Here is a 25,900-nt window from a genome sequence, read left to right on the forward strand (position 1 = left end):
GGAGCCCGCGCTCACCTAGACGGCTTGCGGCCAGCGGGTGTCGGTGGGCCAGGCGTGCACGTAGCGGGCGCTGCCGAGGGAGAACTCGATGTGCCCGCGCACCCAGTGTTCGAGTCCGCGCACGTATCGGCGGACGGGCAGCGAGGCCCACTTGTCGAGCGCCGCGCGCCGCTCCACGAAGGCGGCGATGGCCGCGTTGTGCATCTTCGACACCTCTTCGAGCGCCTCCTGGAGGTTGAACGTCCGGTGCGTGGCCAGCACCGTGACGAGGTTGTGCCGGGCCTTGTCGTTGCCCCGTTCCTTGGCGTACGAGAGCAGGTCGTTGTCCCAGCCGATGAGGTCGCAGGCCAGGTCGGAGAGCATGCGCACGTCGGGGTGGTGCCATTCTTCGGCTTCGAGCCTGTAGCCGCCGCCGACGTCGATGAGCGCGAAGCAGGTGAAGGTGGCCCCGGTGATGCGGCGCATGAGCACGTAGTCCTCGGGGGTGGGGATGAGGTCGACCTCCCGGTTGGCGGCCTCCCAGATCTGGGCGAACAGGTATTCCTTCACCGTGGTGCGCCACCGGTCGACCTGGGCGGGGGTGCCGGACTCGGCGATGCGGTCGAGGAGTTCGCGCAGGGTGACGCCGAACGGGTCGCCGCCGTCGGGTTCGCGGCGCCGGTCGAGGATCTCCAGGAGGGGCGGGAGGGCGCGGGCCAGCGCGGAGGCGCGGTGCCCCATCAGTTCGCCTTCGCAGAACGCGTCGTCGAAGGCGAACAGCCAGTTGTACCAGTCGTTGATCAGGCGGAGCGCGTCGCGGGGCACTAAGGGGTTGGTCCGCGCGGCGAGCATGCCGATCTTGGAGCGCCGGAAGTGCTCGAGGGTCTCGGCTCCGGGCAGCAGGTGTGAGGCGGCCAGCCAGCTATGGCTCTCGGCGTCGACCTCGGCGGCGTGCTCGTTTATCTCATTGGGGAACGGGCAGGGCAGCGGAGGGATCTGGAGTGGTCGCCTACTGAAGGAATGCGCAGAATTAGCCACTCATCCAGCATGACGATGGACCGTTCGAAAGGCCATACTCCCCTCATTCGTACATATTTCATATTATGAACTACTTTGCCCCAAACCATTCCAAAAACTCGTCGTGTGCGAACATCCTGGCCGTGTCGACGGCCGACGGGTTCCCGGCGGCCGGGTCGGCCCCGCCGTCGAGCAGCGCCCTGACCACGGCCGGCTCCTTCTTGAACACCGCGCCCGCGAGCGGCGTCTGGCCGCGGTCGTTGGCCCGCCCCGGATCGGCTCCCTGCTCGATGAGCATGCTCACGGTGGCCGCGTGCCCGTGATAGGCCGCGAGCATCAGCAAACTGTCACCTTTGCCATTGGTGAGATCGGCCGGGACCCCGGCCTCCACGTACGCGCGCAGCGCGTCGGTGTCACCGCTCCTGGCCAGGTCGAACATCCTGGTGGCGAACTCTTCGAGCTCCGGGTCCCCGTCCATGAGCCCATTGTGCCTCGATAGGGTGCCGATCACGGAATCGTTCCGGCTCGCCGTGGGTTCTGGAGATGAGTACCTAAGGAAAGGCTGACCAGACGTGTTCGACCCGACGGATCTCTACAAGCTCGCAGACGATGTCCCCGAGCTGACCGATCCGGTGTTGCTGTACCACTTCGACGGTTTCGTCGACGCCGGCGCCGCCGGGCGCCTGGCGTTGGGCCACCTGCTGGCCGAGCTGGAGCACCGGGTCGTGGCGACGTTCGACGTGGACCGGTTGCTCGACTACCGCTCGCGCCGGCCCATCATGACGTTCGACACCGACAGATGGGTGGAGGTCGAGACCCCCGAGCTGGCCCTGTACGCGGCCGAGGACGCCACGGGCACCCCGTTCCTGCTGATGAGCGGCCCGGAGCCGGACCGGGAGTGGGAGCTGTTCACCCGCGCGGTCGCCACCCTGGTCGAGCGCCTGGGCGTGAGCCGGATGGTCACGCTGCACGGCATCCCGATGGCGGTGCCGCACACCCGGCCGCTCGGCATCACCATGCACGCCAGCCGCCCCGAGCTGATCGGCCCGCAGACCAGCGCGTTCGGCCGGGTGCAGGTGCCGGGCAGCGTGGCGGCGCTGCTGGAGTTCCGGCTCGGCGCCGAGGGCCGCGACGCGGTCGGCTACGCCGTGCACGTGCCGCACTACCTGTCGCAGGCCGAATACCCGACCGCCGCCGTCACCGGGCTGGAGGCGGTCACCCGCAACACCGGGCTGGTCTTCCCGATGGACGGCCTGCGTGAGGCGGCCCAGCGCACGACGTCGGAGATCGAGGAGCAGATCGGCGCGTCGGCCGAGCTGTCCAGCGCGATCACCGGGCTGGAGCAGCAGTACGACGCGTTCGCGGCCGGCTCGGAGCGGGAGAATCTGATCGCCGACGCCACCCCGATGCCCACGGGCGACGAGCTCGCCGCCCAGTTCGAGCGGTTCCTGGCGGAGCGCGACGATGAGTGAGCAGCCGGTCCGGGTGGGCCTCGTCGGCTACGGGACCGCGGGGGCGTTCTTCCACGCGCCGCTGATCCACGCGACCGGCGGGCTGCGGCTGACGGCCGTGGTGACGCGCGACCCGGAGCGGCAGGCCGAGGTGGCCGCGCGCTACGGCGCCGAGGGAGTCGGCGACGTGGACCTGCTGTGGGACCGCTGCGACCTGGTCGTGGTGGCCTCCCCCAACCGGACCCACGCGAGCCTGGCCACCGAGGCGCTGCGCCACGGCAGGGCGGTCATCGTCGACAAGCCGTTCGCCCGCACCGCCGAGGAGGCGGAGCCGGTCGTGCGGCTGGCCACCGAGCGCGGGCTGCCGCTGACCGTCTTCCAGAACCGGCGGTGGGACGGCGACTTCCTGACCGTGCGCCGGCTGGCCGGTGACGGGGAGCTGGGCGAGGTGCTGCGGCTGGAGTCGCGCTTCGAGCGCTGGCGGCCGGCGCCCAAGGGCGGCTGGCGCGAGTCGGGCGGCCCCGGCGAGGCCGGCGGCCTGCTGTACGACCTGGGCAGCCACCTGGTCGACCAGGCGATCCAGCTGCTCGGCCCGGTCCGGTCGGTTTACTGCGAGAGCGACGTGCGGCGCGAGGGCGTCGGCGCGGACGACGACACGTTCGTGGCGCTGACGCACGCGGGCGGCGCCCGCTCCCACCTGTGGGCGAGCTCGCTGGCCGCCCAGCTCGGGCCGCGCTTCCGGGTGCTGGGCTCCAAGGCCGCCTACGTCAAGCACGGCCTGGACGTCCAGGAGGAGCGGCTGCGGGCGGGGCGCTCGCCCGGCGAGGCGGGGTTCGGCGACGAGCCCGAGGACCGGTGGGGAGTCCTCGGGGCCGGCGACGAGCTGCGCGCGGTGCCGACCGAGGCCGGCGACTACCTCGGCTTCTACCGCGGCGTCGAGCGGGCGCTGCGCACGGGCGCGCCCGTGCCGGTGCGCCCCGAGAGCGCGGTCGAGGCGCTGACCGTGATCGAGGCCGCCCGCCGGTCGGCCGAGGAGTCCGCCGTCATCAGCCTCGGCTGACCGCTCCCCCGTCGGCCTCGGCCGATCACTCGCGCAGGCGGGCCCGCATCGTGGCGGTGTCGTCCGGCGTCCAGCCGTGCCGGGCCAGCCAGCCCTGCGGCCCGCCGAATCGGTCGTCGAGCACCGCGAGGAACTGCTGGATGTAGCGCGGGCGCGGCATGTGGTCGTCGGCCGGGCGCGAGTCGAGGTCGTCGCGGTAGGTGGAGCTGCCGCGCAGCCGCCGCAGGACGGCCTCCAGCCGCTCGCCGGTGGCCGCGTAGTCCGCCACGATGGCCTCGCGGGTCACGCCCGCGATCTCCAGCGCCAGCGCCGACAGCACGCCGGTGCGGTCCTTGCCGGCCGCGCAGTGCACCACGGCCGCGCCGTCGGCCAGCGCCATCGCGCGCAGCGCCGCCACGACGGCGTCGGGCCGGTCGCGCAGGTAGCCGTAGTAGAAGCCGGTGACGCGCAGCTCCTCGTCGATCTGCCGCTCGTGCCAGGGCAGCACGCGCTCGGCGTCGATGGTGTCGGCCTCGACGTCGGTGTGCCGCCCGCCCTCGGCGAACAGCGTCAGGTGGTGGTGGGTCACCTCGGGCACCGCGGTGAGCGGGCCGGGGCCCTCAAGGGCGACCTCGGCCGTGGAGCGCAGGTCCACGACGTGCCGGAGCTTCAGGTCGCCGACCAGGCGGGAGACGTCGGCGGGGGTGAGCGCCTGAAGGTTGTCGGAGCGCAGGATCCGGCCGTAGCGGGTGACGCCGCCGTCCCGGGTGGGCAGCCCGCCCAGGTCCCGGACGTTGACCGCGCCTTCCAGATCGATCCATCTCGTCATCGCGTTCATCACGTTGACCCTATATGTCCGGCAAAACTGAGCGGATTCGGTCTCCATAACGCAGCATGAACGTATGGATCCGCGCTCCCTGCCCCCACGGATGGTGATCGATCCATCGCTGCCCCCGGACATCTCGGCCGAACTGCGCTCCAGCCCTCAGGTGCTCCGCATGGCCAGGACGGGCCGGCGGATGGAGCCCTCCCACTCTTCGACCTGGCTGTTCGTCGTGCCGGGCGCACTGCTGTTCATCTGGCTGGCGACCGGCAGCGTGGCCGGCGTGGCGATGACGGCGGTGGGCCTGAACCTGATCGCGATGCTGCGGTGGATGGCGGTCGACGCCACCAACCGCGCCGCCAGGCGGCGTCTCCGGCTCGCCTACGAGTACGCCGGCCACTACGTGCTGCCCGAGGACCTCGACCACCCCTGCCAGGTGCTGCTGCGCCGGGCGCAGGCGGCGGCCGACGCGATCCTCGGCTCACAGGTGCACCGGGCCGGACTGATCGACACGACCGACAACCGCGTCACGCTCCCGGAGGAGCTGTGGCAGATCAGCCGGCGGCTGGCCAAGCTGTCGGCCATGCACGCCGAGCACGGCCGGCTGGTCCCCCGCGACCTGCCCTCCGGTCTGGAGGACGCGTTCAAGCCCTACAGCTCGGCGCTCGACGCCGCCTGGACGTCCCTGTCGAGACGGGTGCGCAACCTGGAGAAGTACGCCAAGCAGGTGGTCAAGGCCGACCGGGTCTTCCACGCGCACCAGCGGCTGGAGGCGCTGGCCGCGCGCACGCCGGACTACCAGCAGCTCGTGGCCGAGACCGTGCGCGACGACCTGGCCCGCGCGCACATCAAGGAGCTGTCCGACCAGGCCACGCAGGTGCGCAGGCTGTTCGAGCAGAGCATCCACGAGGCCAGGCAGGCGGCCGGCGAGCTGCTCAGGTCTCCGCTCGTCTGAGCAGCTCCAGCGTCCTGCTCATGCCCGCCTCGTTGCCCAGGCTGCGGTAGAGGTCCCTGGCCTGGCGCAACGGCGGCACCGCCGGGGCGCGCCCGCCGTTGTCCAGGTGCGCCTCGCCCAGGTAGCGCAGGCTGAGCGCCATCCACCAGCGGTCGCCCAGCTCCTCGAACGCGCCCACGGCCCGGCGCAGCTCGTGCTCGGCCTCCGCCATCCGGCCCAGCCGGCCGAGCGCCCGGCCGATGGAGGCGGCGGTGCGGGCCACCCCCCAGGAGTCGCCGAGCACCGCCAGCATCTCCTCGGCCCGCCGGGCCAGCTCCAGCTCGCGCGGGCCGTTGGCCGGGTCGCCGACCTCGCCCGCGGCGCGCAGGCAGCGGGCCTCCTCCCACAGCTCGCCGCGCTGCCGGAACATCTCGGCCGCCCGGTCCAGGCTGTGGCCGGCCCGGGCGAAGCCGTCCTGCGCGGCCCGGTGCTCACCGGCCCGGCGCAGGCCGCGCGCCTGGGCGGCCAGCACCTCGCCGTAGACGCGCAGCGTCTGCGCCTCCGAGTAGCGGTTGCCCGCCCGCTCGAAGACCTCCAGCGAGTCCTCCAGCAGCCGCCTGGCCTCCTCCGGCCGCCGTTCGGCCAGCCGCAGCTCGGCCAGGTTGCGCTGGGTGCGGGCCATCCACCAGAAGTCCTCCTCGCCCCTGAACGCGGTGATCGCGCCGATGAGATGCTCCTGCGCCCGGTCGAGGTGGCCGTCGCTGAACAGCGTCATGCCGATGGCCCGCATCGCCCTGGCCGCCCACCACGACTCGCCCAGCTCGGTGAAGACCTCCAGCGCCCACTCGGCGTCCGCGCGGCCCCGCTCCTGCCCGCCCTGACCACCCTGTACGGCGGCGCGGTCGAGCATGGAGATCGCCTGGGCGCGCCGGTCGCCGGCCCGCTCGGCGGCCTCGCAGCCGAGGTCGGCCACCGTGTGCCAGTCGGCCCAGTAGGCGCGCAGCGAGTGGCACAGCGAGCAGAACGCCCTGGCCAGCCCCCAGGTGAGCTCCCACATCTCCAGCTGCCTGGCCAGCGTGATCATCGACATGAGCGTGAGCCGCTCGGCGTTGAGCCAGTCGCCGGCGTGGATCTGCCCCTCCGTGCTGGAGCGGCGGCCGCCCTTGCTCCAGTCCTGCGGCCACCGGTCCTGCGCGGCCTCCTCCGCACGGCGGCGGTAGCCGTGCAGCACCCGCTCGATGGCGTCGCCGCGCCGCTCCGGGTCGTCCTCGCCGGCCAGCTCGGCGGCGAACAGCGCGACGAGGTCGTGCAGCCGGTAGCGCAGCGCGCCGGTGGCGTCGGTGCCGGAGCACTCGGCGAGCTGGGCGTCGATGAGCGCCTCCAGCTGGTCGGCGCCGTCGAGGCCGGAGACGTCGAGCAGCTCCCCGGCGACCCAGGCGGGCACGTCGGGCGCGGGCAGCGCGCTGAGCAGGCGCAGCAGCCGGCGTTGCACGCCGGTGCAGTCGTCGTAGCTGAGCTGGACGGAGGCGCGCACGCTCTTGTCCACGGTGGGCGCGAGTTCGAGCTGGTCGAGGCGGCGGCGCTCGTCGTGCAGCCGGTCGGCCATCTGGCGCAGCGTCCACTGCTCGCGGGTGGCGAGCCGGCCGCCGCAGATGGTGACGGCCAGCGGCAGGTGGTCGCACTGGCGGACGATGCGCCGGGCCGACTCCAGGTCGTCGCTCACCCGGGCGCCGCCGGCCAGCCGGGCCAGCAGCTCCACGCCCTGCGCCTCGCTGAACACGCCGAGCCGCGTGTCGTGGGTGCCGTTCAGGAACAGCGGCTGGCGGGAGGTGACCAGCACCGCGCAGCCGCGCTCGGCCGGGATCAGCGCCTTGACCTGTTCGGCGTCGTGCGCGTTGTCCAGGCCGATGAGGATGCGGCGGCCCTTGGTCCAGGTCAGCCAGAGCTTGCGCAGCTCCTCCAGGCCGCCGGGGTCGATGGTGAGCCGGACGCCGAGCGCGCGCAGGAACCCGGTCAGCACCTCCTCGGGCCGTACCGGGGCGTCGACGCCGCCGCGCAGGTTGGCGTAGAGGCGGCCGTCGGGGAACCAGGCGGCGACCTCGTCCCCGAAGCGGGTCATGAGGGCCGACTTGCCGACGCCGCCGCGCCCGTACAGGGAGACCACGAGCGGCGGGGAGCCGGCGGCGGACCGGCGGCGGGCGGCGAAGACCTCGCGCAGCTCGGCGAGGCTCTCGGCGCGGCCGGTGAAGTGCTCGGGGACGGGCGGCCACTGGTCGGGCGGGCGTGAGGACGGCTCGGCGGGGACGCCGCGCCGGGGCCGGCTCTCGGTGGTGGCCCAGGTGGCCAGGCCGACCAGGAGCGCGGCGGCGGCGGTGACCCCGACCTTGGCCAGGGGCGGGATCTCCCATTCGAGGGCCGCCGCGAGGATGCTGGCCGCGGCGGCCGCGACGCCGGCGGCGACGGGAGCGGCCACTCCGAGCTTGCGCCGGCGCTGCGGCTTGTCCAACTCAGCTGTCACGTACGTGACCCCCCTTCCGGGGGTGATTCAAACCGACGGGGCACGGGCCGCGCCAGCCCGTGCCCCGTCGTTCAGCTACAGGCCGATCACGTGACAGGTGGCCGTCATCGACTTGGCCGGGTCGCTCTCCGACGTGGCGGTCAGCTTGACCCGGGCGAGGCGGGAGCCGCCGTCGCCGCGGAGCGCGTTGACCGTCACCTTGGCGTGCTCGCCGGCGGCGACGGAGGCCAGCGCGTTGGGCAGCTGGGCGGTCCAGCCCTTGCCCGACACCTCGGCCTTGAGACGGTAGACGTCGGAGCCGAGGTAGGCGCTGACGTCCTCGGGGTGCTGCCCGCGCACCGGGCCGGAGCGGCCGGTGTTGAAGAGCGGGAACTTGCAGGTGGACAGGTTCTTGCCGGTCGGGACGCCGGCGGCGGGCAGCAGCCGGACGCCGCGCCGCTGCGGGCCCGCGCCGTCGAGTGAGCGGACGGCGACGGTGTAGGACAGCACGCCCTGGCGGTCGCGGTGCACGTCGGTGATGTAGAAGTGCAGCCGGTTGGCCTCGTCGACGTACTCGTACTCGCTGCCGGAGTCGGTGCCGGCGTGGAAGAGGGCGTCGGACAGCTGCCGGTAGTCGCCGATCGTGATCGGCACCTTGGTCCCGTCGGGCATCACGTAGTCGGTCATGCCGATGTCCTGCGGGTTGGCGTCGATCACCCACTCGAACGGGGCGTCGTCGACGTTCTTGGTCTTGGCCAGCAGGACGCCGGAGTCGGGGGTGAAGGAGTCGGTGCCCATCCGGTCCACGACCTCGACGGTGTAGTTGTCGTAGCCGCCGCCGTCGCAGAGCGGGTCGACCTTCTCGTCACAGGAGCCGGTGCTCTGGTCGCGGGTGTCGAACTGGATGTTCACGCCGGCCAGCCCCTTCGGGCCGGGCTGCGCGGCGCGGGCGGTGATCCGGGCGGTGACCAGGCCGGACTCGTCGAGCGCCTCGCGTGACAGGCGCAGCACGTTGGCCTCGTCGACCATCTCCAGCTTGATCTTGTTGCGGAGCATGTGCTGGGCGCCCATCGAGCCGCCGGAGGTGGGCGGGATCAGCCAGCGGGAGTGCGGGCCGCCCGGCCCGTTGAAGCTGCCGCGGCTGAGCATCTCCCAGATGCCGGTGTAGGCGCGCCGGGGCGGCTTCCCGTACGGGTTGTTGTAGTTGTCGGCGATGCCCATGATGTGGCTCAGCTCGTGGGCGTAGACGCCCATGCCGGAGCTCTCGGCCTGCACGGAGTCGACGCCGAAGCGGGCGTTGGGCCAGAAGGTGGAGCCGGACTGCCAGGAGGTCCACTCGACGTAGCGGGTCCTGGACCAGTTGGGCAGCGCGGGATCGCCCTCGGGGCCCCACTCGTCGGGCACGTCCTCCTTGGTGGGGAACTTCATCATGCCGAACTCCTGCCAGGTGGACGACTCGTCCTGGCCGGCGCTCAGGTAGAAGACGAAGTCGAACTGGTCGGCGGTCTCCTTGCCGACGTCGGCCAGCCAGGCGGCGTTGCCGTCGGCGCGCAGGTTCTTGTTGCAGGAGTCGCCCGAGGGGCAGCCCTCGCCGCCCTGCATCTCCATGGCGTACTCGTGGTCCTTGCCGGGCATCGTGTACGGGCCGAACCCGGTCAGCTCGACACCGTAGCGTCCGCCGGAGTCCTCCATCCAGTATTCGTGGATGGTGTGACCCCGGTTGAGGTCGTTCGGGGTGTTGAGGAAGTCCTGGTAGAACTTGGCCACCTGGTCGCGCGGCACGTCGTGGGCCTGGGCGCTGGGGTTGGCGAAGATGGTCGAGCCCCGGGGCTGGGTCACCACGAACGGCTGGTTGGGGTAGTCCAGCAGGACGAGGGCGCCCTTGAAGGTGCGCTTGGAGCCCTTGACCGCGGGGTCGTTCCACTTGGTGCCGGGGATCTGCTTGTAGTCCGCCCACGTCATGTGGTCGGGGTTGACCCAGTTCTGCGGGTCGATCGGCTTGACGCCGGTGGACGGGCGGTCGCGGCGCAGCGACGGGGCCTCCTCGGGCGTGTCGCGCTGCCACGGCTGGGTCTGCGGCCAGTGCTCCAGCCGCCAGGGGTGCTCGGGGTCGTCTGCGGGGGGTGCTGCGGAAGCGGGGGTCGCCATCAGGCTCAGCGGGATCGTCACGATGACCGCTAGCAAGCCTTTGAGCAGCTTCTTCGGGGCGTTCACGAGTTGACGGTATAGACCCTATTGACCGAGATCACCGTTCAGTTGTAGGGAAGAGCTGTAGTGGCCGTTCCGACATTTGTTGAAAAACCCACATAAAGGGGCGTCTGTGGCGGATCTTCAGCGGATCGTCGACGAGCTCGCCGCTCGGCTCGAGCGTCCGCTGCTGCTGGAGGACCGCCTGCAACGGGTCGTCGCCTACAGCGAGCAGAACGGCGTCATGGACGACATCCGCCGCGACTCCATCCTGCGCCGCCACACCACGCCGGAGGTCCGCCAGTGGCTGCGCGACGCCGGGGCGCACGACTCCCCCGGCCCGCTGCGCACCCCGGGCGCGCCCCACCTCGGCCTGCTGCCCCGCGTGTGCGTCCCGGTACGGCACGAGGCCGGGCTGCTGGGCTTCCTGTGGTTCATCGACGCCCCGCCGCCCATGACCGCCGACCAGGTCGAGGAGGCCGCGGCGGCGGCACCCGGGCTGGCCCTGGCGCTCTACCACGAGAGCCTGGCCACCGGCCTGGCCTCGCACCGGGAGCTGGAGGCGGTGACCGGGCTGCTGCGCGGCGAGCGCGACGCGGCCAGGCAGCTCATCGAGGCCGGCGCGTTCCCGCAGGGCCAGCCGGTGACCGCGCTGGTCGCCAGGCAGCCGTCGGGCGAGCCGGACGAGGCGGTGCGGCTGGCGCTGGAGCAGGGCCTGCTGGCGGTGCGGCGGCGGCTGAGCGGCCACCATCCGCTGCACCTGGTCCGCTACGACCACGCCGTGCTGCTCGTGTCCGGCGCCCCGTTCGCGCCGGACGAGCTGCACGCCGCCCTGTCGGTCCGGGTCGTCGTCGGCGTCGGGCGGCCCCGGCCGTCGCTGGCCGAGGCGGCGGGCTCGTACGCCGAGGCCCGGCACGCGGCCGAGGTGGCGGCGCGGGTGCCCGGGCTCGGGCGCACGGCCCGCTGGGACCGGCTCGGCGTCTACCGGATGCTCACCGGGCTGCCCGACCACGAGCTGCACCCCGGGCTGGAGCTGCTGCTCGCCGAGGACCAGCACCTGCCGCTGCTGGAGACGCTGGAGACGTACCTGGACCTGGCGGGCAGCGCGGTGGCGACCTCGCGGGCGCTGCGGCTGCACCGGACCTCGCTCTACTACCGGTTGCAACGGGTGGAGGAGCTGGCCCGCACGGACCTGAAGGACGGCGGCGAGCGGCTGGCGCTCCACCTGAGCCTCAAGCTGGCCCGGCTGTCGGGCCGCTACCGCCCGCGTGGCGTTCACCAGGTGATTGCGCAGGTAGGACAAGACCCCGTTTAATGCCATAAAGGGGACAATCCGCCAGTCGAGACGGGAGCTCCGATGAGGTCCGCGCGGCGTTCCGGAACCACGCTGAACGCCCGCGCGCCCGCGCCCGTCGTCCTGCACTCCGCCCCGCTCGTCCTGCCCATCACCGCCGGACCGGTCCGCGACGGCGCCGTCGCCGTGCGGGGCGAGCGGGTGCTGGCGGTGGGCCCCCGGGCGGAGCTGCTGGCCTCCTGCCCCGTCGCGAGCGAGCGGCGCTGGCCGGGAATGATCGTCGCGGGGCTGGTCGACGCCTGCGCCGCGCCGGGCCCGCCCGCCCCCGGGGTCACCGCGCGGGCCGTCGTGGCCGCCGACCCCGGCGCGCTCCCCGGCGTCTGCTACGCCGAGGTGCGCTGCGCCTCGGAGCGGGAGTGGGAGGAACGCGGGCGCGACGCCCTCATCACCGCGATCCGCGAGGTGGACCGGCCGTGCGGCGTCGGCGTCGCGCCGGTCACCCGCGACCCGCACGTGCTGGAGGACGTGGCGGTGCTGGCCAGGACGTTCGGCCTGCGGCTGCTGGCGCGTCTCGACCGGCACGCGCCCGCCGCCCTCGACGAGGCGGGCCTGCTCGGCCCGCACTGCCACGTCGCCTGCGCCCGGGCCCTGGACCCCGGCGAGCGCAAGCTCCTGCGCCTGCGCGGCGCCGCCGTCGCCCTGTGCCCGTCGCCGCCGTACCCGGAGGAGTGGCTGGCGCTGCTGGACGAGGGCAACGTCCTGGCGTTCGGCACCGGCCCCGGGGACGCGCCCGCGGCCGGCCCGCTCGCCCGGGCGGCGGCCGTACGCGAGGGCGTGCGCGGGCTCGGCGGCCGGGTACGGGACCTGGACGAGCGGCTGGTGCGGGCGGCGACGCTCGGCGGGGCGCGGGCGCTCGGGATGGCGGGCGGTCCGGGCGGCGCGGGCTCGCTGCACGCCGGGGGCCGGGCCGACTTCGCGGTCTTCGACGCCCGGGGACGCCACCCGTACGCGGCCCTGCTGGGCGGGCCCGGCTGCCTGGGCACCGTCGTCGGCGGCCGGACGGTCACCTGAGCCCTTCAGGAGAACTGGCCGTCGACCGCCCGCAGCAGCTCCTTGAGCCGGTCGCGCTCGTCCTCGGACAGGACCGCGAACAGCTCCTGCCCGGCCTGGCGGCGCGCCTCGCGGGCGCGCTCGACGGCGGCGCGGCCCGCGCCGGTGAGCACGACCAGCGTCGAGCGGCGGTTGCCCGGGTCGACCTCCCGGCGCACCAGCCCCGCCTCCTCCAGCGCGTCGGCGACGGGCGTGACCGACCGCGGCACGATGCGCAGCGCCTCGGCGAGCTGCACCATCCTGAGCGGGCGCCCCGCGTCGGCGAGCGCGCGCAGCGCCCGCGCCTGGCCCGGGTTGAGGCCGTGCGGCTCCAGCAGGTGCGCGTAGCGGTGCCGCAGCCGCCGCCCGACCTGGTGGAACAGCTCGGCGAGCTCCGTGTCCTCCATGACGCCAGCTTACTGAGGTAACCTCAGTTTGAGACAACATCAGAAACGAGGTACCGATTTGGCCGATGAGCCACGGGCGCCCCTGCGGCGCATCATCACCCTCTTCCGCCCCTACCGCGGCCGCCTGGCCCTGGTCGGCGCGCTGATCCTGCTGGCCTCCCTGGTCTCGCTCGCCTCGCCGTTCCTGCTGCGCGAGGTGCTGGACGTGGCGATCCCGTCCCGCGACACCGGCCTGCTCACGCTGCTCGCGCTCGGCATGATCGCCGTCGCCGTCACCACCAGCGTGTTCGACGTGGTGCAGACGCTGGTGTCCACCACCGTCGGCCAGCACGTCATGCACGACCTGCGCACCGCCGTCTACGGCCACCTCCAGCGCATGTCCCTGGCCTTCTTCACGCGCACGAAGACGGGCGAGATCCAGTCGCGCATCGCCAACGACATCGGCGGCATGCAGGCGGTCGTCACCTCGACCGCCACCTCCCTGGTCTCCAACCTGACCACGGTGATCGCCACGATCGTCGCGATGCTCGCGCTCGACTGGCGGCTGACGGCGGTCTCGCTCCTGCTGCTGCCGCTGTTCGTGTGGATCAGCCGCAAGGTGGGCCGCGAGCGCAAGCGCATCACCGCCGAGCGGCAGCGCAAGCTGGCGGCGATCTCCGCCATGGTGCAGGAGTCGCTGTCGATCAGCGGCATCCTGCTCGGCCGGACGATGGGCCGCGCCGAGGACCTGGCCGGGCGCTTCGCCCGCTCCTCCGACGAGCTGGCCGCGCTGGGCGTCAAGGCGAGCATGGCCGGGCGGTGGCGGCAGTCGACCATCCAGGTGATCATGGCGGCGATGCCCGCGGCCGTCTACTGGGCGGTCGGCCACACCGGCGCGATCTCGGTCGGCACCCTGGTGGCCTTCACCACGCTGCAGGCCGCGCTGTTCAGGCCCACGGTGTCGCTGCTGCGGCTGGGCGTGGAGGTGCAGAGCTCGCTGGCGCTGTTCGGGCGCATCTTCGAGTACCTGGACCTGCCCGTCGACATCCGCCCCGGCACCCGCACGCTGCGTGAGGTGCGCGGCGAGGTCCGCTTCGAGGGCGTCGGCTTCTCCTACGACGACGCGCCCACGCTCAGCGGGATCGACATCACCGTCCCGGCGGGCGGCAGCCTGGCCGTGGTGGGCGAGACGGGCTCGGGCAAGACGACGCTCGGCTACCTGCCGCCCCGGCTGTACGACGTGGCCGAGGGGCGGGTCACGATCGACGGCGTGGACGTGCGCGAGCTGACCTTCGAGTCGCTGGCCGAGACGGTCGGCGTGGTCTCGCAGGAGACGTACCTCTTCCACGCCTCGATCGCGGACAACCTGCGCTTCGGCGCCCCGTCGGCCACCGACGAGGAGGTCGAGGCGGCGGCGCGGGCGGCCCGCATCCACGACCACATCGCCGCGCTGCCCGACGGCTACGACACGCTCGTGGGCGAGCGCGGCCACCGCTTCTCCGGCGGCGAGAAGCAGCGCCTGGCCATCGCCCGCACGCTGCTGCGCGACCCGCCGGTGCTGATCCTGGACGAGGCCACCAGCGCGCTCGACACCCAGACCGAGCGGGCCGTCCAGGAGGCCCTCGACGCGCTGGCCAGGGGCCGCACCACGATCACGATCGCGCACCGCCTGTCGACGATCCGCGACGCCGATGAGATCGTCGTGCTGGACGGCGGCCGGGTGGTCGAGCGCGGCACCCACGACGCGCTCATGGCCGCCGGCGGGCACTACGCGGCTCTGGCCAACCGGGATAGCCCACTCGAACTGGTCTGATCCCCGATCCGGTGCCATATTCGCGACAGGCGAGGGATGCCGGAGGGGGACATGACCGGTCTGCGCAGCTTTCCCGAGGGCACCTTCCTCCATTACCTGCCGCCCGCCGTGCGCGAGCGGCTGCTGGCCCTGGGCGCCGAGGCCCACTATGCGGCCGGGCAGGTGCTGATGCGCCAGGGCGAGGCCAGCACGCCGATCTTCGTGCTGCTGGAGGGCGTCACCAAGGTGTCGGCCAGGCCGGCCGGCGGCCACGAGTCGCTGCTGGCCGTCCGGGTGGCCGGTGACGTGGTGGGCGACATGGTGCCGCTGACGCACAGCCTGCACGCGGCCACCGTGACCACCTGTGGCGCCGTGCGCGCCTCGGTCGTCAGCGGGCCGGCGTTCCTGGACTTCGTCCGGAGCTCGGCGCCCGCGGGGCTGGCGATGAGCCGGTTCATCGTGGATCGGCTGCGCTGGGCCGAGCAGAGCAGGCTCGACCTGGCCGGCTACGACACGGGGGCGTGCCTGGCACGGCTGCTGCTGTCGCTGGCCGGGCGGCACGGCAGGCACGGGACCCGGGGCCTGGACGTCGGCGTGCCGCTGTCGGCGCCGGAGCTGGCGGCGCTGGCGGGCGCCGACCCGGACCTGGCCGCCAAGGCCCTGCGCGACCTGCGGCGACGCCGGCTGATCCGGCCGGTCGACGGGCGGATCGAGATCCTAGACGTGACGGCCCTGGCGGCCCTGGCCGACTTCCGCGCGTTTTAAACGTGACTTACCTCACTTTTCGGACATATCGGAATCCGTGTCCGTAAAGCGCGTGTTCACCACCTGTCGCCCCCGTCAAGCACAGGAAAAGTCTTGTCCCTCACTTCCTCCACGTTCCGCGCCCTCCGTCATCACAACTACCGGCTCTGGGCAGGCGCGGACCTGGTCTCCATCACCGGCACCTGGATGCAGGTCCTCGGGGTCAACTGGCTCGTGCTGTCCATGACGGGGTCGGCCACCAGCATGGGTCTCAGCCTGGTCATGCAGGCGCTGCCGACGCTGCTGCTGGGCATGTGGGGCGGCGCGCTGGCCGACCGGCTGCCGAGCCGCCCGGTGGTGATCGCGGCCCAGCTCGCCCAGGCCGCGCTGGCCGCCGTCCTGGCCGTGATCGCGCTGACGGGCGTGGACTCCGTGCTGCCCATCTACGCGGTGGCGCTGGCGGGCGGCGTCGTCTCGGCGCTCGGCGGGCCCGCGCTCGGCCGGTTCGGCGCGGAGGTGGTGCCGCGCGAGGACCTGCCGAACGCGATGGCGCTCGGCTCCGTCATCAACTCCGCCGGGCGCATCCTGGGCATGTCGATCGCGGGCGTGATGCTGCCCGTCACCGGTCAGGGCGGGCTGTTCGTGATCAACGCGGTCACGTTCTTCGCGGTGATCGCGGCGGTCGCCGCCATGCGCGCGTCGGAGTTCCACGAGCTGGAGAGCGCCGAGCGCGAGCCCGGCGCCATCGCCGCCGGACTCCGGTACGTGCTGCGGACCCCGTGGCTGCTGGTGATGCTGGCGCTGTCGCTGGTGCTGGGCAGCCTGGGGCGCAACTACCAGGTCACCATGGCCGCGATGAGCGCGGGCCCGCTGGAGGGCGGCGCGGGCGGCTACGGCCTGCTGTCCACGGTCTTCGCCGTTGGCACCGTGGTGGGCGGCGTCATCACCGCCTCCCGCGCGCGGCTGACGCTGCGGCTGCTGCTCGGCTCCGCCCTCGCCATCAGCGTCCTGCAGGCGCTGAGCGGGCTGCTGCCGACCCTGCCCGCGTTCGCCGTCGCCATGCTGCCGATCGCGGCCGGGGCCATCCTGGTGGACACCACGGTCTCGGCTCGGGCACAGCTCGACAGCCCCGACGCCATGCGCGGCCGGGTCATCGCCGCGGTCGGCATGGTCGGCGCGGCCTCGGGCGCGCTCGGCGGCCCGGTGCTCGGCCGGCTGAGCGACGCCTTCGGCCCGCGCGCGGCCCTGGAGGCGGGCGGCGTGGCCTGCGTGGCGGCGACGCTGCTGGCCGCCCTGGCGTTCGCCAGGCTCGCCCGCCGCCCCGCCCCCGCCCCGGCCCGGCAGCCCGCCCTGCAGCCCGTACGGCCCGCGTCCGCTCGCACGCTGAACCCGGTTCTGGAGAACGCCTGACCGGTGCCCGCCACCGTGATTGGACCGCCGCCGGCGGGGTAGCCCCGGTGCTCATGACAAGCGACGTCATCTCCCTCATCACCCAGGACCACCGCGAGGTCGAAGCCCTCTTCGAACGGCTCAGGAGCGGCCAGGGCGACCAGGCCGCCACCGCGGCCGAGCTGCACGCCCTGCTCACCGCCCACTCCCGCGCCGAGGAGGACCGCGTCTACCCCCAGCTCGACGCCCACCACGGCGTGGAGGAGCACAAGGAGGCCGAGGTCCTGCTCGACTCCCTGGTACGCGCCGAGCCCGGCACCGCGGAGTTCCGCCAGACCCTCCAGCGGCTCGAGGCCGCGGTCACCCACCACGTCAAGGAGGAAGAGGACGAACTCCTCCCCCAGCTGACCGAGTCCGCGACCCCCGAACGGCTGCGCGAGCTCGGCCAGGCCTTCAAGCAGCGCCGCGACGAGGAGCTGCGCGCGCTGACCGTCACCGGCGAGACCAAGGCCGAACTGTACGAGCAGGCGCAGCGCGCCGACATCCCCGGCAGGTCGCGGATGGACAAGCAGGAACTGCGTGACGCCCTGCGGCAGGCCGGAACCTAGGATTCCGGCCCGTCCACGGGGTAGGGGACGCGTATGACCGAACAGCCTCCGGACCGATACGGATACAGCGACGAGCAGGGGATCACGGTCGAGGAATGGACCGACGACCGGGGTCTCAACTACGAGATCACCGAGGACGATCCCCGGCATCGCGACTCACTCGACGAACGGCTCAGACGCGAGCTGCCCGACAGGCTGCGCCACGCGCCCCGGCCCGAGCACCGGCTGACCCAGCCGGACGAGGGCCTGGAGGCCGACGCGGAGGACCGCGAGATCGGCTCCGACTGGGGCGAGGACGGCGGCGACCTGTCGGCCGAGGAACGCGCCGTGCACATCGAGCGCGACGACGAGTGACTCCCCGCCGTCAGGCCATGCCGCGCAGGGCGGGGAGCAGGGCGTGCAGGTCGTCGACGATGACGTCGGCGACCTGGGCGGCCTGTGCCCGCTCGGCGTGCAGGTAGCCCCACGGCCCCCGGCGCAGCAGCGCCGTGCGCATGCCCGCCGCCGAGGCCGGCAGCACGTCGTTGTCCAGCCGGTCCCCCACGTACAGGATCTCCCCCGGCTGCCGTCCGGCGACCGCCGCGACCTTGGCGAAGAACTCCGGCGCGGGCTTGGCCACCCCCCACCCGTCGGAGGTGTGCACCGAGTCGACCGGCAGCTCCATCGCCACCAGCGCGTCGTAGGCCCGCTCCGGCTGGTTGCCCGCGATGATCACCTGGTAGCCGGCCGCCCGCAGCGCGGCGAGCGCCTCCCGCACGTCCGGGTAGAGGTCGTCGGCGTCGAAATGGTTGCGCAGGCTGCCGGGCTCGTCCCGCTCCCACGCCGCGTTCTCCGCCTCGAAGTCGAAGCCGGGCCGTACGAGCTCGAACGCGTCGCTGTGGGACCGGTCGAGCGCGGCCATCCCGCCGAGCGCGCCCATCAGCACGAACCTGGGCACCCCGAGCCGGTCGGCCCACCGCGACCAGATGCGCGTCTCGTCGATGAGCGTCTCACCGACGTCCAGCACCACTGCCTTGATCATCAAAACCCATCCGTTATCTGGAATTTTCCCTCCACTGTACGGATCCGCCGGAGTGGCCAGTGATGCCCCCGGGGTAGGTGTGGTTCGACAGCCAGGGGGGACCTCATGAAGCCTGAGACCGACGCCAAGGACACCCAGCTCCGCCCGTATCGGGTGCCGCTGGACGACGCGCCCATGACCACGGACCAGGGCTGCCCGGTCGACGACACCGACAACTCGTTGAAGGCCGGCACCCGAGGTCCGACCATCATGGAGGACTTCCACTTCCGCGAGAAGGTCACCCGCTTCGACCACGAGCGCATCCCCGAGCGGGTCGTGCACGCCCGGGGCTCGGGCGCGTACGGCTACTTCCAGGTCTACGAGTCGATGGCCGACGTGACGTGCGCCGAGTTCCTGAACGACACGACGGCGCGGACCCCCGTGTTCGTGCGCTTCTCCACCGTGGCGGGCTCGCGCGGCTCGGCCGACACCGTGCGCGACGTGCGCGGCTTCGCCACCAAGTTCTACACCAGCCAGGGCAACTTCGACCTGGTCGGCAACAACTTCCCCGTCTTCTTCATCCAGGACGGGATCAAGTTCCCCGACTTCGTGCACGCCGTCAAGCCGGAGCCGCACAACGAGATCCCGCAGGCCCAGTCGGCGCACGACACGTTCTGGGACTTCGTCCAGATGCAGCCCGAGACGATGCACATGGTCATGTGGCTGATGTCGGACCGGGCCATCCCGCGCTCGTACCGGATGATGCAGGGCTTCGGCGTGCACACGTTCCGGTTCGTCAGCAACGTGGGGCGGGCCACGTTCGTCAAGTTCCACTGGCGGCCCGTGCTCGGCACCCACTCGCTGGTGTGGGACGAGGTGCTGCGCATCCAGGGCAACGACCCCGACTTCAACCGGCGCGACCTGTGGGAGGCCATCGAGCGGGGCGCCTACCCCGAGTACGAGCTGTGCGTGCAGCTCGTGCCCGAGTCGGCCGAGCACGACTTCGACTTCGACCTGCTCGACGCCACGAAGATCATCCCTGAGGAGCAGGTGCCGCTGAAGCCCATCGGCCGGATGGTGCTCAACCGCAACCCGCAGAACTTCTTCGCCGAGACCGAGCAGGTCGCCTTCCACCTCGGCAACGTGGTGCCCGGCATCGACTTCACCAACGACCCGCTGCTCCAGGGCAGGCTCTTCTCCTACCTGGACACCCAGCTGCTGCGCCTGGGCGGGCCGAACTTCCCGCAGATCCCCGTCAACCAACCCGTCAGCCCGGTGCGCAACGACCAGCGCGACGGCTTCCACCAGCACCTCATCCACGAGTCGCGCACCAGCTACGCGGTCAACTCCATCAGCGGCGGCTGCCCGGCCGCCATCGACGGCTACAAGCACTACCAGGAGAAGATCGACGGGGCCAAGATCCGCAAGCGCAGCCCCAGCTTCGAGGACCACTACACCCAGGCCACGCTCTTCTGGAACAGCATGGCCGACTGGGAGAAGCGGCACATCGTCTCGGCGTTCCTGTTCGAGCTGGGACACGTCGAGCGCAAGCACATCAGGGAGGGCGTGCTCAAGCAGCTCGGCTCGGTCCACCCCGACCTGGCCGAACAGGTCGCCCACGGCCTAGGCCTGCCCGTGCCGCAGGGCGGCCCGGTGCACTCCGACGCCTCACCCGCGCTCAGCATGACGAACCAGCCCGGCGGCGTCGCCACCCGCAAGATCGCCATCCTCATGGCCGACGGCACCGACGCCGCCGCCGTCACCGCGCTCAAGCAGGCGCTGGAGGGGCAGGGCGCGATCTGCGAGATCATCGCGCCGCACGAGGGCTCGATCGGCGGCATCCCGGTCGACCGCCAGCTCAGCGCCGCCAACTCGGTCCTGTACGACGCGGTCGTGGCCGCCGACGGCCAGGCCCTGGCCGCCATGGGCCGCGCCCAGTTCTGGATCATGGAGGCGTACAAGCACGGCAAGCCCATCGGCGCCGTCGGCTCCGGCGCGCAGCTCGTGGAGGCCGCCCGCCTGCCCGGCAGCACCGGCGTCGTCACCGGCGACGACATCGCCCAGCCGTTCGCCGAGGCCGTCGCCGCCCACCGCTTCTACGACCGGGACGTGTCCAGCCTTCCCGCGTGAAATACTGAGCGTGCCTGCTCGAACACGAAGGGACATGTTCATGGCGACCATGACGATCAGCAAGCCGGAGCCCGCCGTGAGCGACACCGCACCGCATCATCTCCGAGACGTCTTCGACGCCCTACCCCCCATGCCCGGCGTCCGGGCAGAGGTCATCGAAGGGAAGGTCATCTTGAGCCCACTAGGCACCCCCGAGCACCACCGCATGGCCATGGAACTGGCCTACGAGCTCCTTCCGCTCAGCAGGGAGCGCGGATGGTGGCAGTCCGCAGGCGGCGTGAGCCTCTGCATCGAAGGCCCCCGCGACTCCTACCAGCCCGACTACCTGCTCGCACCCGCCGACTGCCCCCGCTGGGGGCATCTCGAGCTGCTGTCCTCCGGCATTTTCGTGGCCGCCGAGGTGGTCTCGCCGAGCAGCGCCCACGACGACCGCCAGGAGAAGCCCAAGGGCTACGCGGTCGGCAAGGTGCCGATCTACCTGCTCATCGACCCGATCGGCGACGAGCCGGGCGTGACCGTCTACAGCAAGCCGGTCGACGGCGCCTACACCTCGATGACCAGGGTGACGGTCGGCTCGCCGATCACCCTGCCGGAGCCGGTCGGGTTCGAGCTGGACACGTCGATCTTCAAGGGCTGAGCCTGTCCATCGCCTTGGCGATGCGCTTCTCCGACACCGGGGTCGGGGTGCCGAGCGTCTGGGCGAAGAAGCTGACCCGCAGTTCCTCGATCATCCACCGGATCTCCACCACGTCCGGGTCGGAGCGCCTGGCCGGGTGCAGGCGGTCGAGAAGGTCGTGGTAGTCGTCCTCCACCCGGTGCACCCGGTCCATCCACTCCTCGTCGCGCCACGGCTCCTCGGGCAGCTTGGTGAGGCGGCGCTCGACGGCACGCAGATAGCGCAGGATGTCGGGGAGGCGGCGGTGGCCGGTGGCGGTGACGAAACCCGGGAAGACGAGCCTGCCGAGCTGGTCGCGTACGTCCTGGGTGGAGGCGCCGGCGCGCAGGCCGTCCAGGCGGGTGCCGATGGCGTGCCAGACGGTGAGGATCTGCTCCACCCGCGACAGCACCTCGGCGGAGGTGTCCCACAGGTGGGCCCGTACGTGCTGGTAGAGGCGGTCGAAGGCGACCGGGTCCCAGGCGGGGCCGCCGACGTCGTTCGTCAGCTTGTCGACGGAGGCGTTGACGATGTCGTCGAACAGCGCGACCGCGCCGCCGTGGGGGCTGCGTGACAGCGCGAGCTTGGCCTGGTTGGACAGGCCGCCGAGCAGCGACCTGGCCGGGTTGGTGACGTTGAGCAGCAGCAGGCGGCGGGTGCCGGTCCAGTGGGAGCGGCGCTGCTCGGCCTCCGTCTCGAAGATCTTGATGGAGACGGAGTCGCCGGCGTCGACGAGCGCCGGGTAGCCCTTCATGCGGCCCTGCTCGAACACCTTGGGCAGGGTGCCGAAGCTCCACGTGGTCAGGCCGGTGCGCTCCAGGTCGTCGCCCGCCTGCGAGAGCGACTTGCGCAGGCGCGGCGCCAGGCGCCGCTTGAGCGCGTCGAGGTCCTTGTCCTCGGCGATCGTGCGCTTGCGCTCGTCGATCACCCGGTACGTGATCCGCAGGTGGTCGGGAATCTGGTCGAGCTGCCAGGCGTCGTGCGGCACGCGGACGCCGGTCAGCCGCAGCAGCTCGCGTTCGACGGCCTCCAGCAGCGGCTCGCCGCCCTGCTTGACGGCGGCCAGCACCTGCTTGGCGTAGTTGGGGGCGGGCACGAAGTTGCGGCGCAGGTGTTTGGGCAGCGACCGGATGAGCGCGGTGATGAGCTCCTCGCGCAGCCCGGGGATCTGCCAGTCGAACCCGTCGGAGTTGATCTGGTTGAGCACCTGCAGCGGCACGTGCACGGTGACGCCGTCGGCGTCGGCGCCGGGCTCGAACTGGTAGGTCAGCTTCATCCGCTGGCCGAGCTGCCGCCAGGTGTCGGGGTAGTCGCGGGCGCTGACGTCGGCGCCCTCGTTGACGAGCATGTCGGGCGAGAACGTGAGCAGCTCCGGCTGCTCGGTGCGCGCCTTCTTCCACCAGGCGTCGAAGTGCCGGGCGGAGACGACGTCGGCGGGCACCCGCTGGTCGTAGAAGTCGAACAGCGCCTCGTCGTCGACCATGATGTCGCGGCGGCGGGCCCGGTTCTCCAGCTCCTCGACCTCTTCGAGCAGCTTGCGGTTGGCCTTGAGGAAGCTGTGGTGGCTGTCCCAGTCGCCTTCGACGAGGGCGTGCCGGATGAACAGCTCGCGCGACAGGTCGGGGTCGATCCGGCCGTAGTTGACCTTGCGGCCGACCACGAGCGGCAGCCCGTACAGGGTGACCTTCTCCAGCGCGATCACCGCGCCCTGGTTCTTCTCCCAGTGGGGCTCGGAGTAGGAGCGTTTGACCAGGTGCTGGGCGAGCGGCTCGACCCAGTCGGGCTCGATCTTGGCGTTGACCCGCGCCCACAGCCGCGACGTCTCGACCAGCTCGGCCGACATCACCCACTGCGGCTGCTTCTTGGCCAGCGCGGAGCCGGGGAAGATGGCGAAGCGGGCGTTGCGCGCGCCGATGTACTCCTGGACGGGGCGGCGGCCGCCGTCGCCGCGCTTGTCCATGACGTCCTTGACGCCGATGTGCGACAGCAGCCCGACCAGGAGCGAGGCGTGCACCTGGCGCGGGTCGGCCGTCTCGGTGCCGGGGTGGGCGCCGAGCGACTGGCGGATCTGGCTGTAGATGTCCTGCCATTCGCGCACGCGCAGGTAGTTGAGGAACTCGGCCTTGCACATGCGGCGGAACGCGCTGGACGACAGCTCCTGCTGCTTGTCGCGCAGGTAGTTCCACAGGTTGACGTAGGACAGGAAGTCCGATTCGGGGTCGGCGAAGCGGCGGTGCTTCTCGTCGGCCTGCTGCTGCTTGTCGGAGGGCCGCTCGCGCGGGTCCTGGATCGACAGGGCGGCGGCGATGACCATGACCTCGCGCAGGCAGCCGTTGTGCTCGGCCTCCAGCACCATGCGGCCCAGGCGCGGGTCGACGGGCAGGGCGGCGAGCTTGCGGCCGATGGGCGTGAGCTTGCCGTGGGCGTCGAACGCGCCCAGCTCGTGCAGCAGGTTGACGCCGTCCTTGACCTGGCGGCGGTCGGGCGGCTCGACGAACGGGAACGCCTCGATGTCGCCCAGCCCGATGGAGGTCATCTGCAGGATGACCGAGGCCAGGTTGGTGCGCAGGATCTCCGGGTCGGTGAACTCCGGCCGCGCCAGGAAGTCCTCCTCCTCGTACAGCCGGATGGCGATGCCGTCGGAGGTGCGGCCGGAGCGGCCCTTGCGCTGGTTGGCGCTGGCCTGCGAGATGGCCTCGATGGGCAGGCGCTGCACCTTGGTGCGGTGGCTGTAGCGGGAGATGCGGGCGTAGCCGGGGTCGACGACGTACTTGATGCCGGGGACGGTCAGCGACGTCTCGGCCACGTTGGTGGCGAGCACGATGCGGCGGCCGGTGTGGCGCTGGAAGACTCGGTGCTGCTCGGCGGCGCTCAGCCGGGAGTAGAGCGGCAGGATCTCGGTGTTGCGGAACTCGGCCTTGGCCAGCGCGTCGGCGGCGTCGCGGATCTCCCGCTCGCCGCTGAGGAAGACGAGGATGTCGCCGGGGCCTTCGCCGATCAGCTCGCGGCAGGCGTGCACGATGCCCTGCGTCTGGTCGTCCTCGTCGTCGAGCGGCCGGTAGCGGACCTCGACGGGGTAGGTGCGGCCGGACACCTCGATGATCGGCGCGTCGTCGAAGTGGCGGGAGAACCGCTCGGGGTCGATGGTGGCGCTGGTGATGACGACCTTGAGGTCGGGCCGCTGCGGCAGGAGCTGCTTGAGGTAGCCGAGGATGAAGTCGATGTTGAGGCTGCGCTCGTGCGCCTCGTCGATGATCAGCGTGTCGTACTGCTCCAGCAGCCGGTCGTGCTGCAGCTCGGCGAGCAGGATGCCGTCGGTCATCAGCTTGACCAGGGTGCGGTCGCTCGCCTGGTCGGTGAAGCGGACCTTGTAGCCGACGGCCTGGCCGAGCTCGGTGCCGAGCTCCTCGGCGATGCGCTCGGCCACGGTGCGGGCGGCGATGCGGCGCGGCTGGGTGTGGCCGATCAGCCCGCGCACGCCCCGGCCCAGCTCCAGGCAGATCTTGGGGATCTGGGTGGTCTTGCCGGACCCGGTCTCACCGGCGATGATCACGACCTGGTGGTCGCGGATGGCCGCCAGGATGTCGTCCTTGCGCTGCGAGACCGGCAGGTTGTCCGGATAGGTCACGGCGGGCAGGGCTTCGCGGCGTCGCGCGAGCCGCTGCTCGGCGCGTTCGACGTCGGCGAGGATCTCCGCGGCGATCTTCTCGCGCGCCTCGCGGGAGCGCACCCGGCGCACGCCGTCGAGCCTGCGCCGCAGCCGCCGCTGGTCGCGCGGCATCAGACCGGGCAGGCGGGACTGGAGCTCGGTGAGTGGAGAGGACAACGCAGGAGTTCCCATACTGCTTCAAGGATATTCGGGCCCCGCTCGCCGGGAGCCAACGGCCCATCGTGCCCCACCGCGCGGCGCGGCGCATCCCAATATCGGGGCCCCGTCGTGCCGCTGGGTGACCGTGGCCCGCCACGACCGGCCCACTCTCCCCAGAGTTGAGTCGTGGCGGGCCACGGTCACGTCTATGAGACTCCTGGAACAGCCTCCGGGTTGCCTCTGTTTGATCACGTTTACGGCAGCGCTGTGCTGCGCCGATTACCGGCTGTCGCGGCGGCCCCGACGATGCCCGCCTCGTTGCGCAGCGCGGCGGGGATGACGGGCACGCCCACCTGGACGTACGGCAGGAACTTGTCGGCCTTCTTGCTGACCCCGCCGCCGATGATGATCAGCGACGGCGACAGCAGCATCACCACGTGCTCCAGGTAGTCCTGGACCCGGCCGGCCCACTCCCGCCAGCCGAGGTCGTGCTCCTCGCGGGCCCGGTCGGAGGCGCGGTGCTCGGCGTCGTGGCCGTGCAGCTCCAGGTGGCCCAGCTCGGTGTTGGGCACCAGCACGCCGTCGACGAACAGCGCGCTGCCGATCCCGGTGCCGAACGTGAGCATGAGCACGGTGCCGCGCTCCCCGCGCCCCTTGCCGTAGGTCATCTCCGCCAGCCCGGCCGCGTCGGCGTCGTTGACCACGGCCGCCCCGCCGAACAGCTCGGCGGCGTCGGCCCCGGCCCACGACTCGTGCAGGTTGACGGCGTCGCGCATCACGCCGCCGTGCACCACGCCGGGCACGGCCACCCCGACGGGGCCCGTCCAGGCGAAGTGCTCGACGATCCGCCCCACCTCGGCGGCGACCGCCCCGGGCACGGCGGGGCGCGGCGTCGGCACGCGCAGCCGCTCCCGGGTGAGCTCACCGGTCTCCAGGTCGACGGGCGCGCCCTTGATGCCCGATCCGCCGATGTCGATGCCCAGCACGTCCATGCGTCTTCCACTCCCCCGTACACGGCCGCGAAACGCCTCCAGGGACCCTAACTGAACCCGGGAGGCGGCTCTCGCGTATCTCGCGT

The 25,900-nt window shown here is 72.2% G+C and carries 21 protein-coding genes; 12 read left to right on the forward strand and 9 right to left on the reverse strand.

What is annotated here, in order from left to right; all coding sequences use genetic code 11:
- Positions 1-15: 15 nt before the first annotated feature.
- Both ACWDXC_RS11135 and ACWDXC_RS11140 read right to left on the reverse strand, forming a co-directional pair.
- Positions 16-1,017, reverse strand: coding sequence for a terpene synthase family protein (locus tag ACWDXC_RS11135; protein ID WP_364169455.1), 1,002 nt, complete (start codon positions 1,015-1,017; stop codon positions 16-18).
- A 70-nt stretch (positions 1,018-1,087) separates the two neighbouring features.
- Complete coding sequence (locus tag ACWDXC_RS11140; RefSeq protein ID WP_449980583.1) at positions 1,088-1,474, reverse strand: ankyrin repeat domain-containing protein; 387 nt, start codon at positions 1,472-1,474, stop codon at positions 1,088-1,090.
- Positions 1,475-1,568: 94 nt separating this feature from the next.
- Between ACWDXC_RS11140 and ACWDXC_RS11145 the strand changes: the two genes are divergently transcribed.
- Together ACWDXC_RS11145 and ACWDXC_RS11150 are read left to right on the forward strand one after the other, a co-directional pair.
- Complete coding sequence (locus tag ACWDXC_RS11145) at positions 1,569-2,468, forward strand: proteasome assembly chaperone family protein (protein ID WP_449980585.1); 900 nt, start codon at positions 1,569-1,571, stop codon at positions 2,466-2,468.
- Entirely contained in the window at positions 2,461-3,507 is a 1,047-nt protein-coding gene (locus ACWDXC_RS11150; protein WP_449980588.1) for a Gfo/Idh/MocA family oxidoreductase, read from the forward strand. Before ACWDXC_RS11145 ends, ACWDXC_RS11150 begins: the two co-directional genes overlap by 8 nt.
- Before the next feature lie 25 nt (positions 3,508-3,532).
- Here ACWDXC_RS11150 and ACWDXC_RS11155 read toward each other — a convergent pair whose 3' ends face one another.
- On the reverse strand, positions 3,533-4,315 hold the full coding sequence (locus ACWDXC_RS11155; protein WP_308126076.1) for a tyrosine-protein phosphatase: 783 nt from the start codon (positions 4,313-4,315) through the stop codon (positions 3,533-3,535).
- 73 nt (positions 4,316-4,388) lie between these two features.
- On the opposite strand from ACWDXC_RS11155, the gene ACWDXC_RS11160 reads away from it, so the two are divergent.
- Entirely contained in the window at positions 4,389-5,264 is an 876-nt protein-coding gene (locus ACWDXC_RS11160) for a hypothetical protein (RefSeq protein WP_449980590.1), read from the forward strand.
- Here ACWDXC_RS11160 and ACWDXC_RS11165 read toward each other — a convergent pair.
- The gene (locus ACWDXC_RS11165; protein ID WP_449980593.1) at positions 5,245-7,761 is read right to left on the reverse strand and encodes an ATP-binding protein; all 2,517 of its coding nucleotides are present in this window, start codon (positions 7,759-7,761) and stop codon (positions 5,245-5,247) included. The genes ACWDXC_RS11160 and ACWDXC_RS11165 overlap by 20 nt on opposite strands.
- Positions 7,762-7,836: 75 nt before the next feature.
- The gene (locus ACWDXC_RS11170; protein ID WP_449980595.1) at positions 7,837-9,954 is read right to left on the reverse strand and encodes a M6 family metalloprotease domain-containing protein; all 2,118 of its coding nucleotides are present in this window, start codon (positions 9,952-9,954) and stop codon (positions 7,837-7,839) included.
- 106 nt (positions 9,955-10,060) lie between these two features.
- On the opposite strand from ACWDXC_RS11170, the gene ACWDXC_RS11175 reads away from it, so the two are divergent.
- Together ACWDXC_RS11175 and ACWDXC_RS11180 are read left to right on the forward strand one after the other, a co-directional pair.
- The gene (locus ACWDXC_RS11175; RefSeq protein ID WP_449980597.1) at positions 10,061-11,242 is read left to right on the forward strand and encodes a PucR family transcriptional regulator; all 1,182 of its coding nucleotides are present in this window, start codon (positions 10,061-10,063) and stop codon (positions 11,240-11,242) included.
- A 42-nt stretch (positions 11,243-11,284) separates the two neighbouring features.
- The gene (locus tag ACWDXC_RS11180; protein WP_449980599.1) at positions 11,285-12,292 is read left to right on the forward strand and encodes an amidohydrolase family protein; all 1,008 of its coding nucleotides are present in this window, start codon (positions 11,285-11,287) and stop codon (positions 12,290-12,292) included.
- 5 nt (positions 12,293-12,297) lie between these two features.
- On the opposite strand, the gene ACWDXC_RS11185 is transcribed toward ACWDXC_RS11180, so the two are convergent.
- Positions 12,298-12,717 (reverse strand): MarR family winged helix-turn-helix transcriptional regulator, encoded by a 420-nt coding sequence (locus ACWDXC_RS11185; RefSeq protein WP_449980601.1) that lies wholly within the window; start codon positions 12,715-12,717, stop codon positions 12,298-12,300.
- Between the two features lie 58 nt (positions 12,718-12,775).
- Here ACWDXC_RS11185 and ACWDXC_RS11190 point away from each other — a divergent pair, with 58 nt between their 5' ends.
- The 5 genes from ACWDXC_RS11190 (at position 12,776) to ACWDXC_RS11210 (ending at position 17,583) form a co-directional block, all read left to right on the forward strand.
- The gene (locus ACWDXC_RS11190) at positions 12,776-14,509 is read left to right on the forward strand and encodes an ABC transporter ATP-binding protein (RefSeq protein WP_449980604.1); all 1,734 of its coding nucleotides are present in this window, start codon (positions 12,776-12,778) and stop codon (positions 14,507-14,509) included.
- Positions 14,510-14,560: 51 nt separating this feature from the next.
- A complete protein-coding gene (locus ACWDXC_RS11195) occupies positions 14,561-15,253 on the forward strand; it encodes a Crp/Fnr family transcriptional regulator (RefSeq protein ID WP_449980606.1) in 693 nt (230 codons plus the stop codon).
- Between the two features lie 93 nt (positions 15,254-15,346).
- Complete coding sequence (locus ACWDXC_RS11200) at positions 15,347-16,642, forward strand: MFS transporter (protein WP_449980609.1); 1,296 nt, start codon at positions 15,347-15,349, stop codon at positions 16,640-16,642.
- Positions 16,643-16,695: 53 nt separating this feature from the next.
- Complete coding sequence (locus ACWDXC_RS11205) at positions 16,696-17,229, forward strand: hemerythrin domain-containing protein (RefSeq protein WP_449980611.1); 534 nt, start codon at positions 16,696-16,698, stop codon at positions 17,227-17,229.
- Between the two features lie 33 nt (positions 17,230-17,262).
- Positions 17,263-17,583 (forward strand): DUF5709 domain-containing protein, encoded by a 321-nt coding sequence (locus ACWDXC_RS11210; RefSeq protein WP_219511585.1) that lies wholly within the window; start codon positions 17,263-17,265, stop codon positions 17,581-17,583.
- A 10-nt stretch (positions 17,584-17,593) separates the two neighbouring features.
- Here ACWDXC_RS11210 and ACWDXC_RS11215 read toward each other — a convergent pair whose 3' ends face one another.
- Positions 17,594-18,250, reverse strand: coding sequence for an HAD family hydrolase (locus ACWDXC_RS11215; RefSeq protein ID WP_449980613.1), 657 nt, complete (start codon positions 18,248-18,250; stop codon positions 17,594-17,596).
- A gap of 105 nt (positions 18,251-18,355) precedes the next feature.
- On the opposite strand from ACWDXC_RS11215, the gene ACWDXC_RS11220 reads away from it, so the two are divergent.
- Both ACWDXC_RS11220 and ACWDXC_RS11225 read left to right on the forward strand, forming a co-directional pair.
- On the forward strand, positions 18,356-20,359 hold the full coding sequence (locus ACWDXC_RS11220; protein ID WP_449980616.1) for a catalase: 2,004 nt from the start codon (positions 18,356-18,358) through the stop codon (positions 20,357-20,359).
- 49 nt (positions 20,360-20,408) lie between these two features.
- Entirely contained in the window at positions 20,409-20,996 is a 588-nt protein-coding gene (locus ACWDXC_RS11225; protein WP_449981026.1) for a Uma2 family endonuclease, read from the forward strand.
- Here the strand turns inward: ACWDXC_RS11225 and hrpA are convergent.
- Positions 20,986-24,855 carry an ATP-dependent RNA helicase HrpA gene (hrpA, locus tag ACWDXC_RS11230; RefSeq protein WP_449980618.1) on the reverse strand — a complete coding sequence of 1,290 codons (3,870 nt, stop codon included), beginning with the start codon at positions 24,853-24,855 and terminating at the stop codon, positions 20,986-20,988. The two genes, ACWDXC_RS11225 and hrpA, sit on opposite strands and share 11 nt — an antisense overlap.
- A gap of 221 nt (positions 24,856-25,076) precedes the next feature.
- Entirely contained in the window at positions 25,077-25,814 is a 738-nt protein-coding gene (ppgK, locus tag ACWDXC_RS11235; protein ID WP_219511580.1) for a polyphosphate--glucose phosphotransferase, read from the reverse strand.
- Positions 25,815-25,900: the final 86 nt, after the last annotated feature.

It is taken from the genome of Nonomuraea sp. NPDC003214 (genome assembly GCF_053590035.1).

Bases quoted from the DNA above. Each gene is read 5' to 3' on its own strand.
- ACWDXC_RS11140 (WP_449980583.1), bottom strand. From the start codon at position 1,474: ATGGACGGGGACCCGGAGCTCGAAGAGTTCGCCACCAGGATGTTCGAC.
- hrpA (WP_449980618.1), bottom strand. From the start codon at position 24,855: ATGGGAACTCCTGCGTTGTCCTCTCCACTCACCGAGCTCCAGTCCCGC.
- ACWDXC_RS11205 (WP_449980611.1), top strand. From the start codon at position 16,696: ATGACAAGCGACGTCATCTCCCTCATCACCCAGGACCACCGCGAGGTC.
- ACWDXC_RS11160 (WP_449980590.1), top strand. From the start codon at position 4,389: ATGGATCCGCGCTCCCTGCCCCCACGGATGGTGATCGATCCATCGCTG.
- ACWDXC_RS11225 (WP_449981026.1), top strand. From the start codon at position 20,409: ATGACGATCAGCAAGCCGGAGCCCGCCGTGAGCGACACCGCACCGCAT.
- ACWDXC_RS11195 (WP_449980606.1), top strand. From the start codon at position 14,561: ATGACCGGTCTGCGCAGCTTTCCCGAGGGCACCTTCCTCCATTACCTG.
- ACWDXC_RS11150 (WP_449980588.1), top strand. From the start codon at position 2,461: ATGAGTGAGCAGCCGGTCCGGGTGGGCCTCGTCGGCTACGGGACCGCG.
- ACWDXC_RS11155 (WP_308126076.1), bottom strand. From the start codon at position 4,315: ATGACGAGATGGATCGATCTGGAAGGCGCGGTCAACGTCCGGGACCTG.
- ppgK (WP_219511580.1), bottom strand. From the start codon at position 25,814: ATGGACGTGCTGGGCATCGACATCGGCGGATCGGGCATCAAGGGCGCG.
- ACWDXC_RS11180 (WP_449980599.1), top strand. From the start codon at position 11,285: ATGAGGTCCGCGCGGCGTTCCGGAACCACGCTGAACGCCCGCGCGCCC.
- ACWDXC_RS11220 (WP_449980616.1), top strand. From the start codon at position 18,356: ATGAAGCCTGAGACCGACGCCAAGGACACCCAGCTCCGCCCGTATCGG.
- ACWDXC_RS11185 (WP_449980601.1), bottom strand. From the start codon at position 12,717: ATGGAGGACACGGAGCTCGCCGAGCTGTTCCACCAGGTCGGGCGGCGG.
- ACWDXC_RS11210 (WP_219511585.1), top strand. From the start codon at position 17,263: ATGACCGAACAGCCTCCGGACCGATACGGATACAGCGACGAGCAGGGG.
- ACWDXC_RS11215 (WP_449980613.1), bottom strand. From the start codon at position 18,250: ATGATCAAGGCAGTGGTGCTGGACGTCGGTGAGACGCTCATCGACGAG.